At 65.2% G+C, this 15,614-nt stretch carries 17 protein-coding genes; 5 read left to right on the plus strand and 12 right to left on the minus strand.

The genetic code is table 11. The features are described 5' to 3' along the window. Window positions 1-25: 25 nt before the first annotated feature. Window positions 26-217, minus strand: coding sequence for a hypothetical protein (locus E4K65_RS47110; protein WP_167770721.1), 192 nt, complete (start codon window positions 215-217; stop codon window positions 26-28). Between the two features lie 51 nt (window positions 218-268). Here E4K65_RS47110 and E4K65_RS48180 point away from each other — a divergent pair, with 51 nt between their 5' ends. Beyond that, entirely contained in the window at window positions 269-448 is a 180-nt protein-coding gene (locus E4K65_RS48180; protein WP_209312053.1) for a hypothetical protein, read from the plus strand. 207 nt (window positions 449-655) lie between these two features. Here E4K65_RS48180 and E4K65_RS11055 read toward each other — a convergent pair whose 3' ends face one another. Together E4K65_RS11055 and rpe are read right to left on the minus strand one after the other, a co-directional pair. Continuing rightward, the gene (locus E4K65_RS11055) at window positions 656-1,255 is read right to left on the minus strand and encodes a hypothetical protein (protein WP_135174189.1); all 600 of its coding nucleotides are present in this window, start codon (window positions 1,253-1,255) and stop codon (window positions 656-658) included. A gap of 49 nt (window positions 1,256-1,304) precedes the next feature. Further along, window positions 1,305-2,006: a ribulose-phosphate 3-epimerase gene (gene rpe, locus E4K65_RS11060; protein ID WP_135174190.1), complete on the minus strand. Its 702-nt coding sequence runs from the start codon at window positions 2,004-2,006 to the stop codon at window positions 1,305-1,307. Window positions 2,007-2,260: 254 nt separating this feature from the next. On the opposite strand from rpe, the gene E4K65_RS11065 reads away from it, so the two are divergent. Continuing rightward, on the plus strand, window positions 2,261-3,055 hold the full coding sequence (locus tag E4K65_RS11065) for an EF-hand domain-containing protein (protein ID WP_135174191.1): 795 nt from the start codon (window positions 2,261-2,263) through the stop codon (window positions 3,053-3,055). 351 nt (window positions 3,056-3,406) lie between these two features. On the opposite strand, the gene E4K65_RS11070 is transcribed toward E4K65_RS11065, so the two are convergent. Continuing rightward, window positions 3,407-4,402 carry a P1 family peptidase gene (locus E4K65_RS11070; protein WP_135174192.1) on the minus strand — a complete coding sequence of 332 codons (996 nt, stop codon included), beginning with the start codon at window positions 4,400-4,402 and terminating at the stop codon, window positions 3,407-3,409. 59 nt (window positions 4,403-4,461) lie between these two features. Next, window positions 4,462-7,287: a PAS domain S-box protein gene (locus tag E4K65_RS11075; protein WP_135174193.1), complete on the minus strand. Its 2,826-nt coding sequence runs from the start codon at window positions 7,285-7,287 to the stop codon at window positions 4,462-4,464. Between the two features lie 227 nt (window positions 7,288-7,514). Between E4K65_RS11075 and E4K65_RS11080 the strand changes: the two genes are divergently transcribed. Continuing rightward, on the plus strand, window positions 7,515-7,901 hold the full coding sequence (locus E4K65_RS11080) for a response regulator (RefSeq protein WP_135174194.1): 387 nt from the start codon (window positions 7,515-7,517) through the stop codon (window positions 7,899-7,901). 89 nt (window positions 7,902-7,990) lie between these two features. Here the strand turns inward: E4K65_RS11080 and E4K65_RS11085 are convergent, their stop codons facing one another. The 5 genes from E4K65_RS11085 to E4K65_RS11105 all read right to left on the minus strand — a co-directional run bounded on the left by E4K65_RS11085 (window position 7,991) and on the right by E4K65_RS11105 (window position 13,084). Then, window positions 7,991-9,109: a branched-chain amino acid ABC transporter substrate-binding protein gene (locus E4K65_RS11085; RefSeq protein WP_027548686.1), complete on the minus strand. Its 1,119-nt coding sequence runs from the start codon at window positions 9,107-9,109 to the stop codon at window positions 7,991-7,993. 150 nt (window positions 9,110-9,259) lie between these two features. Next, window positions 9,260-10,003 (minus strand): ABC transporter ATP-binding protein, encoded by a 744-nt coding sequence (locus E4K65_RS11090; RefSeq protein ID WP_135174195.1) that lies wholly within the window; start codon window positions 10,001-10,003, stop codon window positions 9,260-9,262. Next, window positions 10,000-10,833, minus strand: coding sequence for an ABC transporter ATP-binding protein (locus tag E4K65_RS11095; RefSeq protein ID WP_027548688.1), 834 nt, complete (start codon window positions 10,831-10,833; stop codon window positions 10,000-10,002). Before E4K65_RS11095 ends, E4K65_RS11090 begins: the two co-directional genes overlap by 4 nt. Then, window positions 10,830-12,107, minus strand: coding sequence for a high-affinity branched-chain amino acid ABC transporter permease LivM (gene livM / locus E4K65_RS11100; protein WP_404559137.1), 1,278 nt, complete (start codon window positions 12,105-12,107; stop codon window positions 10,830-10,832). Before livM ends, E4K65_RS11095 begins: the two co-directional genes overlap by 4 nt. Window positions 12,108-12,166: 59 nt before the next feature. Further along, window positions 12,167-13,084 (minus strand): ABC transporter permease subunit, encoded by a 918-nt coding sequence (locus E4K65_RS11105; protein ID WP_027548690.1) that lies wholly within the window; start codon window positions 13,082-13,084, stop codon window positions 12,167-12,169. 292 nt (window positions 13,085-13,376) lie between these two features. On the opposite strand from E4K65_RS11105, the gene E4K65_RS47120 reads away from it, so the two are divergent. Both E4K65_RS47120 and E4K65_RS11115 read left to right on the plus strand, forming a co-directional pair. Continuing rightward, window positions 13,377-13,574 carry a hypothetical protein gene (locus tag E4K65_RS47120; RefSeq protein WP_167770723.1) on the plus strand — a complete coding sequence of 66 codons (198 nt, stop codon included), beginning with the start codon at window positions 13,377-13,379 and terminating at the stop codon, window positions 13,572-13,574. A gap of 221 nt (window positions 13,575-13,795) precedes the next feature. Further along, window positions 13,796-14,320, plus strand: a complete 525-nt coding sequence (locus E4K65_RS11115; protein WP_135174197.1) for a hypothetical protein — start codon at window positions 13,796-13,798, stop codon at window positions 14,318-14,320. Here the strand turns inward: E4K65_RS11115 and E4K65_RS11120 are convergent. Together E4K65_RS11120 and pcaD are read right to left on the minus strand one after the other, a co-directional pair. Further along, window positions 14,282-14,674, minus strand: coding sequence for a carboxymuconolactone decarboxylase family protein (locus tag E4K65_RS11120; protein ID WP_027548693.1), 393 nt, complete (start codon window positions 14,672-14,674; stop codon window positions 14,282-14,284). The two genes, E4K65_RS11115 and E4K65_RS11120, sit on opposite strands and share 39 nt — an antisense overlap. 103 nt (window positions 14,675-14,777) lie before the next feature. Beyond that, a complete protein-coding gene (gene pcaD / locus E4K65_RS11125) occupies window positions 14,778-15,560 on the minus strand; it encodes a 3-oxoadipate enol-lactonase (RefSeq protein ID WP_135174198.1) in 783 nt (260 codons plus the stop codon). Window positions 15,561-15,614: the final 54 nt, after the last annotated feature.

Here is a 15,614-nt window from a genome sequence, read left to right on the forward strand (position 1 = left end):
TGCGCCTGGCGTTTCGAGGGTGAGATCAGGCCGCGTGGGCGGTGTGGCCGGTGCGCTGGCGGCGGATGGGCCAGGAGAATTGCGGACCGGGCTCGCAATGATCCGCGGTGCCGCCGAAATACTGGATGATCTCGCGGCAGGGCTCGCAGTTGAACAGGTTACGCGACGCGGATGCCTTGGTCATTTCCTTCAGGCAGTTCGGGCAATGCGGTCTCATGGATTTGATCCGGAAAGGAGGTTCTCAGTGTCGGCGCTGCGAGGGAAACGCATGGTCGAGCTCCGAATTGTCGAGCCCGGCATCGTCGACCATCGCGCCGTCGGCGCGCTCGAGGCGGCCGAAGAAATCATCGAGGCTCGGATGCGGGCGACGCGGAATCCGGCACCTGCGCTTGGGCTGACGTTTTACGAGCGCGATCTGCACGGACGTCAGCCCCGGCGACGAAGGTGATTGGTGCGGGCGGAACGTGCCGCAACCTTCTCCGGTCCGACCGATGGGCCAAACACAACAAATCCACTGAAACCAAGCCACAACGCCACGCCAGTCCAGACCAGGGTCGTCGTCATGATGTGCTCCCGTCAAAAGCAGGCAGGAGCCAGTAGCGGTGATTTGCGCGAATCAGTGAAGCCCGGATGAGTACGGGTCGCAGGGACAATTTTAGGCATCGCGCGCTGCGGCGCCCGTAATAGCCGCAGGTTTTCGCGTGTGCAGCCGCCGCATCCTGCCTGCGCGCGCGCCTGCGAGGATATCCCGGACGCGCGGAGCGTCTCGAACAAAGCGAAATCCGTAGCGGCCGGTGTAGTCGGTATCGGGCGAACGGGTCGATCGCCCTGACGCGAAGTTGAGGTGACCGGCTCCACCGCCGATGTCGAGGATTTCGAAGTCCGCGTCCATCGCCTGGAACGGTGTCGGGCTGATCGTCCGTCTACCCCAGGCCGTTCGCAGGATCAGCGCGCGGCGATCGGTGATCAGATAGAGCGTCTGCAGGTCCTGCAGCAGCATCACCAGCGGGGCTGCAACCATCGCAACTCCGAGCATCACGAGAGGTTGGGCGGCCTGGTTGATCCAATCGTTTCTGACGGCGATGACGGTCAGCAACAGCCAGGGGAATCCGATCCACCAGAGCAATCGCCACATCATCATGCAGGCGACGCCGTCGGGCTGACCCTGCCAGATCACCTGCTCCCCGTCCTGCAGGGCCTCGATGCACAGACGCCGCAGGCCTGCGGAAAACGGAGTGGCGCGGATTTCATCCATTCCCGTTGGTCGCAGCGGCCGCAAGGCCGGTTCGGACCGCGAATGGCCGTCAGATGGCCTCGCCGCGCGCCGTTGCCGCCGCGGTGCGGATCGCGGCAATATTGCTCCTGTAGGCGTCCTGCGTGCCGCCCTTGAACACGGAGGTGCCGGCGACGAAGGCGTTGGCGCCGGCCGCGGCGAGCGCGCCGGCGACGTCGGGACCGACCCCGCCGTCGACCTCGATGTCGATCGGACGACCCGCCGTCATCGCGCGGATGTCGCGGATCTTGCCGATCGCGGAGGGAATGAAGGCCTGGCCGCCGAAGCCGGGATTGACCGACATCACCAGCACGAGATCGACCAGGTCGAGGACGTATTCGAGCGCGCTGATGGGCGTGCCCGGATTGAGCGAGACGCCGGCCTTCTTGCCGAGCGCGCGGATCGCCTGGAGCGAGCGGTGCAGATGGGGGCCTGCTTCCGCATGGACCGTGATGTGGTCGCAGCCGGCTTTCGCGAAGGCCTCGAGATAGGGATCGCAAGGCGAGATCATCAGGTGTGCGTCGAACACCTTCTTGCTGTGCGGGCGCATCGCCTTGATGACGTCGGGGCCATAGGAAATGTTCGGGACGAAGTGTCCGTCCATCACGTCGAGATGGATCCAGTCGGCGCCGGCGGCGTCCACCGCGCGCACCTCTTCGCCGAGCCTGGAGAAATCCGAGGCCAGGATCGAGGGGGCGATTGCCAGGGGGCGGGGGGTAAAGGCTTGGGTCATGACGCTGTTTCCCGTGGCGGCCGAAAGAGGAATGGGCCTCGCCTAACATGGGCCTCCGTGGCGGGCAATGCAGGACAGGCGCGCTTCCTGTGGGCGGAAATTTCTGCCGTCTCCGGCACGAATTGCCGATATTGCCGGGCCGCGCCAGGTGCGCTCGAAGCGGAATTCATTGAGCTTTTCGCGCTGGCACGGCGCTTGCTGACTTCCTCCCCGGAACATTGACCGCGGCATGCCGCATCGGTTGGAGTTGTGCAATGTTGTTTGCCCTTGGTGCCGTCTCGAGCGCGCTCGACGCGATCCAGTCGCTGACGAATTCGAAATCGTCATCCTCGACCCACAAGACGGGATCATCGCAAGGCGCGCCGACCAATCCGTTCGCGATCGATAGCGGCCGCAACGGCACGAGCAGCGGCGCGACCTCGTCGGTCAATGCAGGCAAATATCCGCAGATATCGCCGGAGACGATGAACGCGTTGTTCGCCGCGCAAAGCCAGTCCTCCGACAGCACCGGCAGCGCGACCACCTCGACCTCGTCGAGCTCGACGTCCTCGACCTCGTCGGGCCGGGATGCCGCGCTGAAGCACCTGTTCTCGCAGATCGATGCCGATGGCGACGGCAGCATCACCAAGGCGGAATTCGAGAGCGCGCTGGGAGCCGGCGGCACCAACCTGGCGCAGGCCGATGACGTGTTCTCGAAGCTGGATTCGAATGCCGACGGCAGCGTCAGCCTCGACGAGATGTCGAAAGCGCTGAAGAGCGGCCATCACGGTCACCATGCCCAGGGTGCCGGCGGATCGGGCGACGGATCGGATTCCTCCTCGAAGCCGAGCGGCGGATCGACTTCGACCACGACGACCGCCGCCGACGGCTCGACCACCACCACCGTCACCTATGCCGACGGCTTCAAGATGTCAACGACCGTGCCGGGCGCCTCCAAGTCCTCCGCTAATTCGGCTTACGATCTGTTCGCACAGTTGATGCAGCGGCAGGGCGGACAGGGACAGGGCGCCTCGGCCACTGCTGGCTCGTCGATGTCGATGAGCGTCTGACGCCCGTTCGCTGTCATGCCCCGGCTTGACCGCAGGGTAATCGCATATGACTTTTTTTGGCAGGGCCTGAGCGCGCGCCTCGTCCTTCGAGACGACCGCTCCGCGGTCCCCTCAGGATGAGGCTAAGCGGCTCTTTGCCGATCGAAAATTGCAGCTGCGCCTTCCGTCCTCATCCTGAGGGCCCGCCACCGGCGGGCGTCTCGAAGGATGGGCCGCAGAGCAACGACCTTAAATGCGATTGCCCTGGGCTTGACCGGGGCCCAGTACGCCGCGGCTTCCCGGTTCAATCACAACCCTCTGGAATACTGGATCGCCCGGTCTTCGCCGGGCGATGACACCTGATGTGAGGCGCTAGCCAAACCGGTCCTTCCACGCCTGCTGCGCGCCGCCGAACGGCAGCGCCGTCGCGCAATACACACCGCGTGCGATCGCGCGCGCGACCACGTTGGCGGCGACGGTGCCGAGCTCGGTGAGGCCGACCAGCGGCTCGATCGGCTTCTCGCAGGTCGCAGCCGCAAACAGCACGTCGCCGTCGGTCGGCGCATGCACCGGATAGATGGCGCGGGCAAAGCCGGTGTGGGCGATCATCGCCAGCCGCTTGGCCTGGGGTTTGGTCAGCACCGCATCGGTGACGACGGCCCCGATGGTGGTATTTTCGCGCGCGCTCGCTGCGGGACCGCCCTTGATGCGCATGCGGAGCATGTCGTCGGTGAACTTGTCGGGCAGGCCGCGTCCACCGTATTCGCCGTCCACCTCGAACGGCGCCGCCCAGAACCACGGCCCGTCGCCGACGGTGACACTGCCGACCGCGTTGACGGCGACGATCGCCGCGACCTTGACGCCGCCAGGCGTCACGTCCGAGGCTGAGCCGAGCCCGCCCTTGAACGTCGCGGTGGTGGCACCGAGGCCCGCGCCGACGCTGCCGAGCGCGAAGTCCGTGCCGGCGGCGGCTGCCGCGGTGTAGCCGAGATCGCGATAGGGCGAGAAGCGTCCCCAGGCCTTGTCGCCGCCATTGAGGAGATCGAACAGGATCGCGCCCGGCACGATCGGGATCAGCGCTTCGCGAACCCGGTGGCCGCGGCCCTGCTCGGCGAGCCAGGCCTGCACGCCGCCGCCGGTGTCGAGGCCAAAGGCGGAGCCGCCCGACAGCGCGATCGCGTCGACGCGTTCGACGGTATTGGCGAGATCGAGCAGTGCGTCCTCGCGCGTGCCGGGACCGCCGCCGCGGACGTCGATCGCCGCGACCGCAGGGGAATCGAAGATGATCGCGGTCGTGCCGGAGGCGACTTTGGCATCCTCGGCATGGCCGACGCGGACGCCGGCGATGTCGGTGAGAAGGTTTTTCAAGGTGGCCTCGCGCGCTGATGAGGAGTTCGCTTCTGCGATAGCGCAGAGATGCCGCAGGCTCAACTCGCCAGCGCGGTCCGGAGCATCTTGGCGAGCTCGGACTTGCGGTAGGGCTTGGCCAGCAGCAGCACGCCGGAGTCGAGCCGGCCGTGGTGGACGATGGCGTTCTCGGTGTAGCCCGAGGTGAACAGCGTCTTCAGGTCGGGGCGGCGGCGGGCCGCTTCATCGGCGAGCTGACGGCCGTTCATGGCGCCCGGCATGATGACGTCGGTGAAGAGCAGGTCGATGCCCTTGTCCGCGTCGATGATGGTGAGCGCTTCGGCCGCGTTACCGGCTTCGAGCGCGGCATAGCCGAGGCTCTTGATCTGGGTCACGACATATTGCCGTACCAGCGCGTCGTCCTCGACGATCAGGATCTTCTCGCTGCCGCCGGCGACCGGCGCGTTCTGGAGTGCCTCGAACTCGGTTTCCTGCACGCCGGTGGAGCGCGGCAGGTAGATCTTCACGCTCGTACCGTGGCCTTCCTCGCTGTAGATCTTGATGTGGCCGCCGGACTGCTTGACGAAGCCGAACACCATACTGAGCCCGAGGCCGGTGCCCTTGCCGACCTCCTTGGTCGTGAAGAACGGATCAAACACCCGCTCGATCAGATCGGCCGGAATTCCGCTGCCGGTGTCGCTGACCGCGATCATCACGTAATTGCCGGCAACGATGTCGGGATTCATGCTGGCATAGCCGTCGTCGAGGAAGACGTTGCGGGTCTCGAGTACCAGGGTGCCGCCGTCGGGCATGGCATCGCGCGCGTTCAGCGCGAGGTTGAGGATGGCGGTGGAGAGCTGGCCGGGATCGACCAGCGTCGGCCAGGCATCCTCGGTGAGCTGGGGCATGATGGTGATCTGCTCGCCCAGCGTCGGATGCAGCAGCTTGGCGGCCTCGAGCATCAGCGCGTTGACGTCGATCTCGCGCGGCTGGAGCGGCTGCTTGCGGGCGAAGGCGAGCAGGTGCTTGGTCAGCTGCGCGCCGCGCTCGGCGGCGTCGTCGATCAGCTTGGTGATGGCGGCGAGCTCGGGCCGATCGGCGACCGCATCCGACAGGATGCCGATCGTGCCGGTGATGACGGTCAGCACGTTGTTGAAGTCGTGGGCGACGCCGCCCGTCAACTGGCCGATCGAATCCATCTTCTGGACCTGCCGGAGCTGGGCTTCGGCGGCCTGCTTCTCGGTGAGGTCGCGGCCGATGAAGAAATGGCGTTTCACCGGCTCGGACCAGGTGCCCATCCAGTTCAGCGTGACCTCGTGACCGTCGTAGTGATAGTAGCGCGCCTCGAAGCTGCGCTTGACCGCGCCGCGCCGCGCCGCGCGCATCTCGCTGCGCGTCCTCTCGAGGTCATCGGGGTGGATGAACTCGATCGCACTGTGCCCGACCATGTCGTCCGGGCTGAAGCCGAGGATGTCCTTCACGCTGGGGCTGACCTGGATGAAATTGCCGTAACCATCGGTGACCAGGATCAGGTCCTGCGAGGTCTCGAAAATGCGCTGGCGCTCCTCGATCTCCCGATTGAGCGCCATCTCCGCTCGCTTCCGTTCGGTGACGTCGCGGGCCACCTTGGACGCGCCGATGATCCTGCCCTCGGTCGATCGCAGCGGGACCTGGCTCAGCACCACGTCGATGGGTTGGCCGCTCTTGTGCAGCCGTACGGTCTCCTGCTGGTCGATGACCTCGCCGTTGCGGGTGCGAGCCAGGTTCTCGGCGACATCGTCACGCTGATCGTCCGGCATGATGATGTCGATGGAACGGCCGACCGCCTCGTCGGCGGAGTAGCCGAAGACGCGCTCGGCCGCGCTGTTCCAGGTCGTGATGGTGCCGTCGAGCGACTTGGTGATGATGGCGTCGTTGGAGGATTCGACGACGGCGGTGAACAGCCGCTCGCGCTCGGCGTGATAGTCGCGCTCGGCGTCCGATCGGCGCTTCAGCGCGCCGACCATGCTCGCGGTCTGCGCCTGGAGGCGGACATTCTCGACCAGGAGCACCGCGAGCACGAAGGTCGCCGCGCAGAGCCCGTAGAGGCGGCCGGCGTAGAAGCCGAGATCGAAGCGCGCGACGTTCACGATCGCCGAGAGCGCGATGTCGAACAGCCAGGCGCACATAACGACCATGAGCCAGACGTCGATCACCGAATGCGGCCTGCGGAACCAGAGCGAGACGAGGGCGGCAAAGCTGAGCGACCACACGAAGGACACCACGCCGATCATGGTCGGCGTGTAGTGGCCGTCGCGCAGCAGGACCGGGAGCAGATCGTGCTGGGCGGTGACGATCCAGGCGAAGACGGCCATGGCGGCGACGACGCCGAACACGATGGTGTAGATCGCCTTGGTCGTCGCGCCGCGGATCCTGGCACCGCCGTCGGCCTCCTTCAGCCAGGCATAACCCAGCACGAATATCGGGAAGCCGGCGTGCCAGATCATGTAGAGCCAGACCGTGGTTTGCTGGCCCGCGCCGAGAAGTCCGGTCGGGGTGAACAGTCCGGGGAAGGTGAGGGCATGAACCAACGCCGCCGCGGCGGTGAACAGATAGCCGCTCGCGAGCCACAGCAGCGCGCGGGTCCGCAGCACCGAAAACTGCGACAGCAGCAGCACGGCGGTCACGACGTCGCTCACGGCGAGGGCCGATTGATAGCTCGCGACAAAGCCCGGGACGGGGAGGAGCGGGGTGCCCGCGAACGGGACTGTCAATGCGAACAGGATCGCGGATATGCCGACGACCGCCAATGCAGCGGTGCGGTCGGTCGCGGTGGCCGGCAGGGTCGAAAGGAATGTGCTTCGGTCGATCGTTGCGGGCACGTCCACCTCTCGCAGACCGGTCTTCGCCATCTTCATCGACGTCATTCGAATCCCCGCAGGCCAGCGCTATGGTAGCGGGTTACGGTCGCACATTCTGGACTGTTGCGGCCGCGACTCAACCGAAGGTTACAGATTTCTTAATTCTGGTGGGACCACGGAATAGGGATCGGGTAAGATGCGATTTACTGGACGGTGCCATAATGCCCTTCGGCCGTCGTGGGTTCCAGGTCTGAATCGTCGATTTTGATCCCAGTATCCGGGAGTTGGTCCCTATGCCCCGCGTTCTCGTCATCGACGACCAGAAGGACGTCCGCGCGATGGTCGGGATCGTGCTTCGGGTCCATCGTTTCGAGGTCGTGGAGGCCGAAAGCGGCGCGGCCGGGCTGAACGCCTTCGAAGAAAGCCCGTTTGACGCGGCGATCGTCGATATCTTCCTTGGCGACACCAGCGGCGTCGACGTCATCGCGAGCCTGCGCGAGCGCGCGCCGGGACTCCCAATCATCGCGGTGTCCGGGATGACGACGCTGGATTTCATGGATCAATCGCCTCACCTTGCCAACGTGGTCTGCCTGCTAAAACCGTTTCGGCCGAACGATCTCCTGCAAGCGCTGCGGAAGGCCCAGACCGCAGCGGGCGGCGAAGTGCCCGCAGCCGTCTGACCCTTGCCCAAAGCCCTTGCCTAAAAGAAGAACGCCCCGGGCGAGCCGGGGCGTGATGACGCTTGGATGGTGGCCCTGAGGCCGACGCGTTAGGTGCCGCTGCCTTTGATCTCGGTGTAGCCGCCCTTGGCATCCCATTTGTAGACGACGTAGTCGATCTGCTTGATGTCGCCCTTGGCGTCATACTCGATCGGGCCGATCACGGTGTCCCATTTGCCGGCCTTCATCGCCTCCATGACCTTCTTGGCATCGGTGGTGCCGGCCTTCTTGGCCGCCTGCGACCAGACCTGCATCGCCGCATAGGTGTAGAGCGTATATCCTTCGGGGTCGATGTTCTTGGCCTTGAAGGCATCGACGATCTTCTTGGCGGTCGGCTTGTTGCGCGGATCGGGGCCGAAGGTGAACAGGGTGCCTTCGCCGGCCGGGCCGGTGATGGAGGCGTACTCCTTGTCGGCGAGTGCGTCGCCGGCCATCAGCACCGTCTTGAGACCCTGGTCGCGCATCTGGCGCAGGATCAGGCCGCTCTCCTGATGGTAGCCGCCGACATAGACGAGATCGATGTTGTCGCGCTTCAGGCGCGAGACGATCGCGTTGAAGTCCTTGTCGCCCTTGTTGTAGGACTCGTACATCTTCTCGGTGACGCCGGCCTTGTTGAGCGCCTTCTTGGTCTCGTCCGCAAGACCCTTGCCGTAGGTGGTCTTGTCGTTGAGGATCGCAATGTTCTTGCCCTTGAAGTTCTTGGCGATGTACTGCGCCGCGATCAGGCCCTGCTGATCGTCACGGCCGCAGACGCGTGCCACGTTCCAGAGCTTGCGCTCGGTGAACAGAGGATTGGTCGAAGCCGGGGTGATCTGGAGCACGTTGCCGTCGGCATAGGCTTCGGATGCGGGGATCGACGACGACGAGCAATAGTGCCCGGCGACGAACGGCATCTTGGCGCCGGCGATCTTCTCGGCGACCGAGCGCGCCTGCTTCGGATCGCAGGCATCGTCCTCGACGGAGAGCGCGAGCTTCTTGCCGTTGACGCCGCCGGCGGCATTGATATCGGCCACGGCCATCTCGGCGCCGTTCTTCATCTGGCGGCCGAAGGCGGACTCGCCGCCGGTCATCGGACCTGCGACTGCGATGCTGACATCCTGCGCGAATGCCGCGCTCGACAACGCGATCGATGCGCCGAATGCCAGACCGATGAGTTTCAGTGATTTCATGAGATACCTCGCGGGTGGTCGCCTGTGGAAGTTGCCGGGCATGCCCGGTCTAAACCGATGCCATTCTTGAACGAATTCGAGGAGAAGTCACCGGCAAAATACGGGCATTGGCGCAGATATCTCGCCAAATTCGGCCGCACGTGGCCCGCCTCAGCCGTGTCGGCCGCCTTCCAGATAGGCGGCGCGAATCTCGGGGCGCTGCAGCAACTCGGCGCCGGTACCGGCCAGCGTGATCAGGCCATTGACCATGACATAGCCGCGATGGGCGAGCTTGAGCGCATGGTTGGCGTTCTGCTCGACGATCAGGACGGTCAGGCCGTCCTGCCGGTTCAGGGTGCGGATCGCATCGAAAATCTGGCGCGCGATCAGCGGCGCGAGCCCGAGCGAGGGCTCGTCGAGCAGGAGCAGGCGGGGACGGCTCATCAAGGCGCGGCCGATCGCCAGCATCTGCTGCTCGCCGCCGGACAGGGTTCCGCCGCGCTGGGCGTAGCGCTCCTTCAGCCGCGGAAACAGCGAGAAGACGCGTGCCAGCGTCGCGTCGCGTTCGGAATCGGTGCATCCGGTCGCGTCGGCCCCCATCTGGAGGTTCTCCGCCACGCTCATGCGCGGGAAGATGCGCCGTCCCTCCGGCGATTGCGCGATGCGCAAATGCGCGATCTCGTGGGTGGGCACGTCGGTGATGTCGCGGCCCTCGTACAGGATCTGGCCGGCGCGGGCCCGCGGCTTGCCGAAGATCGTCATCATCAGCGTCGACTTGCCGGCGCCGTTGGCGCCGATCAGTGCCACGATCTCGCCGGCATTGATCTCGACGTCGACGCCCTTCAGCGCCTCGATCTTGCCGTAGGCGGCGCGAAGGCTGCGGATCGCGAGCAGGGGAGTGGACGCCGAAGTCACGACCCGCCCTCCATCACGGCGACCGCCTCTTCCTCGTCGGCGCCGAGATAGGCGGCGATCACCTTGGGATCGTCGCGAACCTGGCGCGGCGTGCCTTGCGCGATCTTCACGCCGTGGTCCATCACCACGATGTGGTCGGAGATCTCCATCACCACCGACATATCGTGCTCGATCAGGAGGATCGAGGTGCCGAGCTCGTTGCGGATCGAGAGCAGGAGTTCGCTCAAGGCGGCGCTCTCGCGCGCGTTGAGGCCGGCGGCGGGCTCGTCCAGGCACAGAAGCGCGGGCTCGGTGCACATCGCCCGCGCGATTTCGAGCCGTCGCTGGTCGCCATAGGCGAAATTGCCGGCGGCATCGTCGGCGCGGTCGAGCAGGTTGACCCGCCTGAGCCAGTCGGTGGCCAGATCGATCGCGCGCTTCTCGGCATCGCGATAGCCGGGCGCACCGATCAGGCCGAGGAAGGTGAGGCCGGAGGCCCGCATCAAGGCGTTGTGCTGCGCCACCATCAGGTTTTCCAGCGCGGTCATGCCGGGAAACAGGCGGATGTTCTGGAAGGTGCGCGCCACCTTGGCCTGCTTCGCGATGCGGAAATCGTTCAGCCGCTCCAGCGCGATGATTTTGCCGTCGTCATGGGCGAGGCGGATGGAACCGCCGCTCGGCTTGTAGAAGCCGGTGATGCAGTTGAAAACGGTGGTCTTGCCGGCGCCGTTCGGCCCGATCAGCGCGGTGATCTTCTTGCGCTCGGCCGAGAACGACAGGTCCTGCACGGCCACGATGCCGCCGAAGCGCATGGTCAGCTGGTCGACGCTGAGAATCTTGTCGCCGCTCATCCGTGCCCTTCCTTGACGAGGTCGGAGGAGATCGCCTGCGCCTTGGTCAGATACACGGTCGGCGCGCGATGGCCGATCAGGCCGCGCGGCCGCCAGATCATGATCAGTACCATGGCCATGCCGAACACCAGCATGCGGTAGGTCTCGAGGCCGCGGAACAGCTCGAAGCCGCCGATCATGGCCAGCGCGGCAAGCGCCACGCCGAGTTGCGAGCCCATGCCGCCGAGCACGACGATGGCCAGCACCAGCGCCGATTCCTGGAAGGTGAAGGATTCCGGGCTGATGAAGCCCTGGCGGGTCGCGAAGAACGCACCGGCAAAGCCGCCGAACATCGCGCCGGTCGCGAACGCGGTCAGCTTGGTGGTCGTGGTGTTGATGCCGAGCGCGCGGCAGGCGACCTCGTCCTCGCGCAAGGCCTCCCAGGCGCGGCCGATCGGCAGGCGGCGCAGGCGGATCGTCACCCAGTTGGTGAGCAGCGCGAGCGCCAGGATCAAATAGAACAGGAAGACGATGCGATGGGTCGGCGAGTACTCGATGCCGAGCTTGGCGGCGAGCCCGTCGTCGCTGTTGTCGAGCGGGATGCCGAAGAAGGAGGGGCGGGGAATGCCGGGGACGCCGTTGGGGCCGCCGGTCAGGCTTTGCCAGTTGATGATGACGAGGCGGATGATCTCGCCAAAGGCGAGCGTCACGATGGCGAGATAGTCGCCGCGCAGGCGCAGCACGGGAAAGCCGAGCAGCACGCCCCAGAACGCGGCGAGGATGCCCGCGAGCGGCAGGCACACCCAGAACGACCAGCCGAAATTGGTGGCAAGCAGCGCGTAGGAATAGGCGCCGACCGCATAGAAGGCGACGTAACCGAGATCGAGCAGGCCGGCGAGGCCAACCACCACGTTCAATCCCCAGCCCAGCATGACATAGGTGAGCACGAGGATCGCGAGGTCGAGGATGTAGCGCTGGTTATAGAAGATCACAGGCACCAGCAGCGTGAAGATCAAGAGCGCGGGCGCGAGGTAGCGGCCGACGAACGACATCCCGCTCTGTACCGCGGGCGGCACCAGCTTCTCGGCGCCGGCTGGGCCGATCCATTGCCGGAGCAGCTCGATGACGATGGAGCCTCCGAACACGCCGGCGACGAGCGCTGCGACCTCGCCGAAACGCGTCCAATAGGTGAGCTGGCCGTCGGAGCCGGCCTCGGTTCGGACGCCGACCATCAGTGAGAACAGCACCAGCGCGACCAGTGCGCTGAGCAGGGATTTTTTCAGGATGTAGGTCAAGCCGGCGGTGCGGCTTGCGTGCGTGGTCTTGTGCGGGATGGGTGTCACGCGGCGGTCCGTCAGACTTTTTCGACTTCGGGACGGCCGAGCAGGCCGGTCGGCATGAAGATCAGCACGACGATCAGGATCGAGAATGCCGCGACGTCCTTGTATTCGACGGAGAAATAGGCCGACCAGAACGTCTCGATCAGGCCGATCGCAAGACCGCCGAGCATGGCGCCGGGCAGCGAGCCGATGCCGCCGAGCACGGCCGCCGTGAAGGCCTTGATGCCGGCAACGAAGCCCATGAAAAAGTCGACCAGACCGTAATAGAGCAGGTACATGAAACCCGCGACCGCGGCGAGCGCGGCGCCGATCACGAAGGTCATGGAGATGGTGCGGTCGACGTCGACGCCCAGCAGGGCCGCCATGGTCTGGTCCTGCTCGCAGGCGCGCATGTCGCGCCCGAGCCGCGTGCGCGACACCAGCCAAGTGAAGATCGCCAGCAGCACGATGGTGGTGATGACCACCATGATCTGGATGTTGGAGAGCTGGATGACGAAGCCGTCCGCGCTCTCATGCAGCGTGTAGCCGCCGGTGATGAAGGGCGGGATCGGCTTGACGCGGGCGCCTTGCGCCACCTGCGAATAGTTGGTCAGCACGAACGACATGCCGATCGCCGACAGCATCGGGGCGAGGCGAAAGGAATGCCGCAGCGGCCGGTAGGCGATGCGCTCGATGGTCCAGCCATAAAGCGCCGTGATCGCCATCGCGACCAGCAGCACGACGAGCAGGATCACCGGGATCGCGGTCAGGCCGAGCGAGATCAGGATCAGGAAGGTGATCAGGGCTATGAAGCCGCCGATCATGAAGACGTCGCCATGGGCGAAGTTGATCATGCCGACGATGCCGTAGACCATCGTGTAGCCGATCGCGATCAGGCCGTAGATGGAGCCGAGCACGAGGCCGTTAATGAGCTGCTGGGCGAAATAATCCATAGGCTGCCGTTTACCAAACCTGACGCGGCTCAAAGGGAGCTCTTCGAGAGAGAGTGATTGAGTTTCTTCTCGGGCCCCGGCAGCCCTTGAGCATTCTTCTCGTTTTGTAACAGGAGGGAACTGGCGGCCGCAACAGTGCAGGCCTAGGCATAAGGGCTTGTACAGAACTCATTTGGTGACGGACGTCATCTCCCCGGTTCCGCAGCTGCGAGGAACCGGGTTCCGCACGGCAACCAAATCCAGGGACCGTTGTTACTTTCCCTCTGACGTCCAACAAGGGAGTTCCCCCTCGATGACGAAGCAGCAGAACCAGAATCCGGGTCAGCAGACTCAGAACCCCGGTCAGCAGCGCCCAAGTCAGCAGCCAGGTCACCAGCCAGGGCAGCAGCAGGGCGGCGGGCAGAAACCCGGACAGCAGCAGCAGAATGACCCGGTGCGCCAGGGTAATCGGCCCGGCCAGCTGGGTGGCCAGCACGGTCAGGACGACTAGTTGGGAGCCCAGGAGTGAGCAGTTGTGTGAGCAGTTGCGAGTGAGCAGGAGTGAGTGAGGACGGGCCCCGCCGAAAGGCGGGGCCTTTTTGTTTAGGGCGCCGGCCGCCGGGCGGTTAAGGTAAACAAAGGGTTTAAATTGCCGCCACAGACTGATGCGAGTTAGCTCCCCGGCAAAGCCTTCCCATTGAAGGCTGCGTGGCAGGCGAAGCGGGAAGCGGCATGTTCAGGAACTGGCGGATCGACTCGGTCAACGGCGCGCTGCTGGCGGCCTATTTCATCTCGGCCTGGACGCTGGTTGCCTTCAACATCATGGTGGCACCGGTGCACGGCCTCTACGAGCGGCCGAGCGTCGCGGTGGCGCTGTTCCTCAGCGACCATCTCCAGATGGCGGGGATGGACACGGTGCGCGCGGCCTGGCTGCTGGCACTGGGACGGCTGACCGTGGTGGCGTTCTTCGCGATCTACCTCGTGCTGCTGTGCATTCCCCGCGTCCGCAGGACTGGCGGCAGTGACGAGGCGCTCGGCATTGCGCTGGCGATAGGCAGCCTGATCTCGTTTGCGAGCATGGTCATGGCCTCGAAGGTCGGCGAGATGGCCGCGCTCCGGCTGCACGCCACCGAGCTCTTGCTGCTGCTGGGAGCTGCGATCGTGATGGTGATCGAGCGGCCCGTGGCGGCGCCAAAGGCCGTCGAGGCCGCCGCGCCGCTAGGTCTTGAGCAGGCCGAGCTCCTGCACAATCGCTGAGGCTTCCTTGACGGCGTGGTTCGCCGCCGGCACGCCGCAATAGATCGCCTGCTGGAGCAGAATTTCCTTGATGTCGTCGGGGGTGAAGCCACCTTCGGCGAGTGCCGCACGCACATGCAGGCGGAATTCGTCCCATTGCCCGAGCGCGACCATGGTGCCGATCACAAGCACCCGCCGGGTGCGCTCGTCGAAATGCGGCCGCGTCCAGATCTCGCCCCAGGCGTAGCGGGTGATCAGGTCCTGGAAATCGGTGTTGAAGGCATTGCGACCCGCGATCGACTTGTCGACCCAGGCATTGCCCAGCACTTTGCGGCGCACATTCATGCCGGCATCGCGGCGCTTCTGGTCGTCCATGGTATCCTCCTCTCCGTCGTTGCGAGCGCAGCGAAGCAATCCAGAATCTTTCCGCGGAGGCAGCTGGATTGCTTCGCTGCGCTCGCAATGACGAGCTGTGAGATCAACGCTGCGTCAGGAACCCCACCACCGCATCGGTGAACGCGTGGGGCTGCTCGACATTGGAAATATGGGCGGCGTCGATGATGGTCATGCTCGCGCCGGGAATATTTGAGCGGATCAGTTCGCCCGCGGATATCGGCGTCGCCATGTCGTGGCGGCCGGCGATCACCAGCGTCGGGCTCTTGATCTTTGGCAGCAGCTCACGTTGGTCGAGCGTCGACAGCGCCTCGCAGCAGGCGAGATAGCCCTCGACGGGGGAGGCGAGCAGCATCGCCTTCATCCGGGCGGTGATGTCGGGCTCGCGCTCGCGGAAATCCTGGGTGAGCCAGCCCGCGATCACGGCATCGGCCACCGCCGCGATGCCGCCCTTCTTCACTGCATCGATGCGTTCCAGCCATTTGGTCGGCTCGGCGTAGTAGCAGGAGGTGTTGGCGAGGATCAGCTTGCCGAAGCGTTCCGGCGCATTCGCGCCCAGCCATTGCCCGACCATGCCGCCCATCGACAGGCCGCACCAATGCACCTTCTCGATGTTGAGATCGTCGAGGATTGCCAGCACGTCGCGGCCGAAGCGCTCCATCGTATAGGGGCCGGGAGGAACGTTCGACTTGCCGTGGCCGCGGCGGTCATAGCGGATGACGCGGAAGACCTGCGTCAGCGCCTTCATCTGCGGCTCCCACATCTGAAGCGTGCAGCCGAGCGAATTGGACAGCATCAGGGTCGGCCCGCCGTCGCGGCCCTCGACGGAGACGTTGATCAGGCAACCGTCGGCATCGATCATGGGCATGCGGCGTCTCCGTTCAGGAGCATGATCCGGAAACGTGTGGAGCGGTTTTCCGAA

The sequence above is a fragment of the Bradyrhizobium niftali genome (assembly GCF_004571025.1).
Lineage (GTDB): Bacteria > Pseudomonadota > Alphaproteobacteria > Rhizobiales > Xanthobacteraceae > Bradyrhizobium > Bradyrhizobium niftali.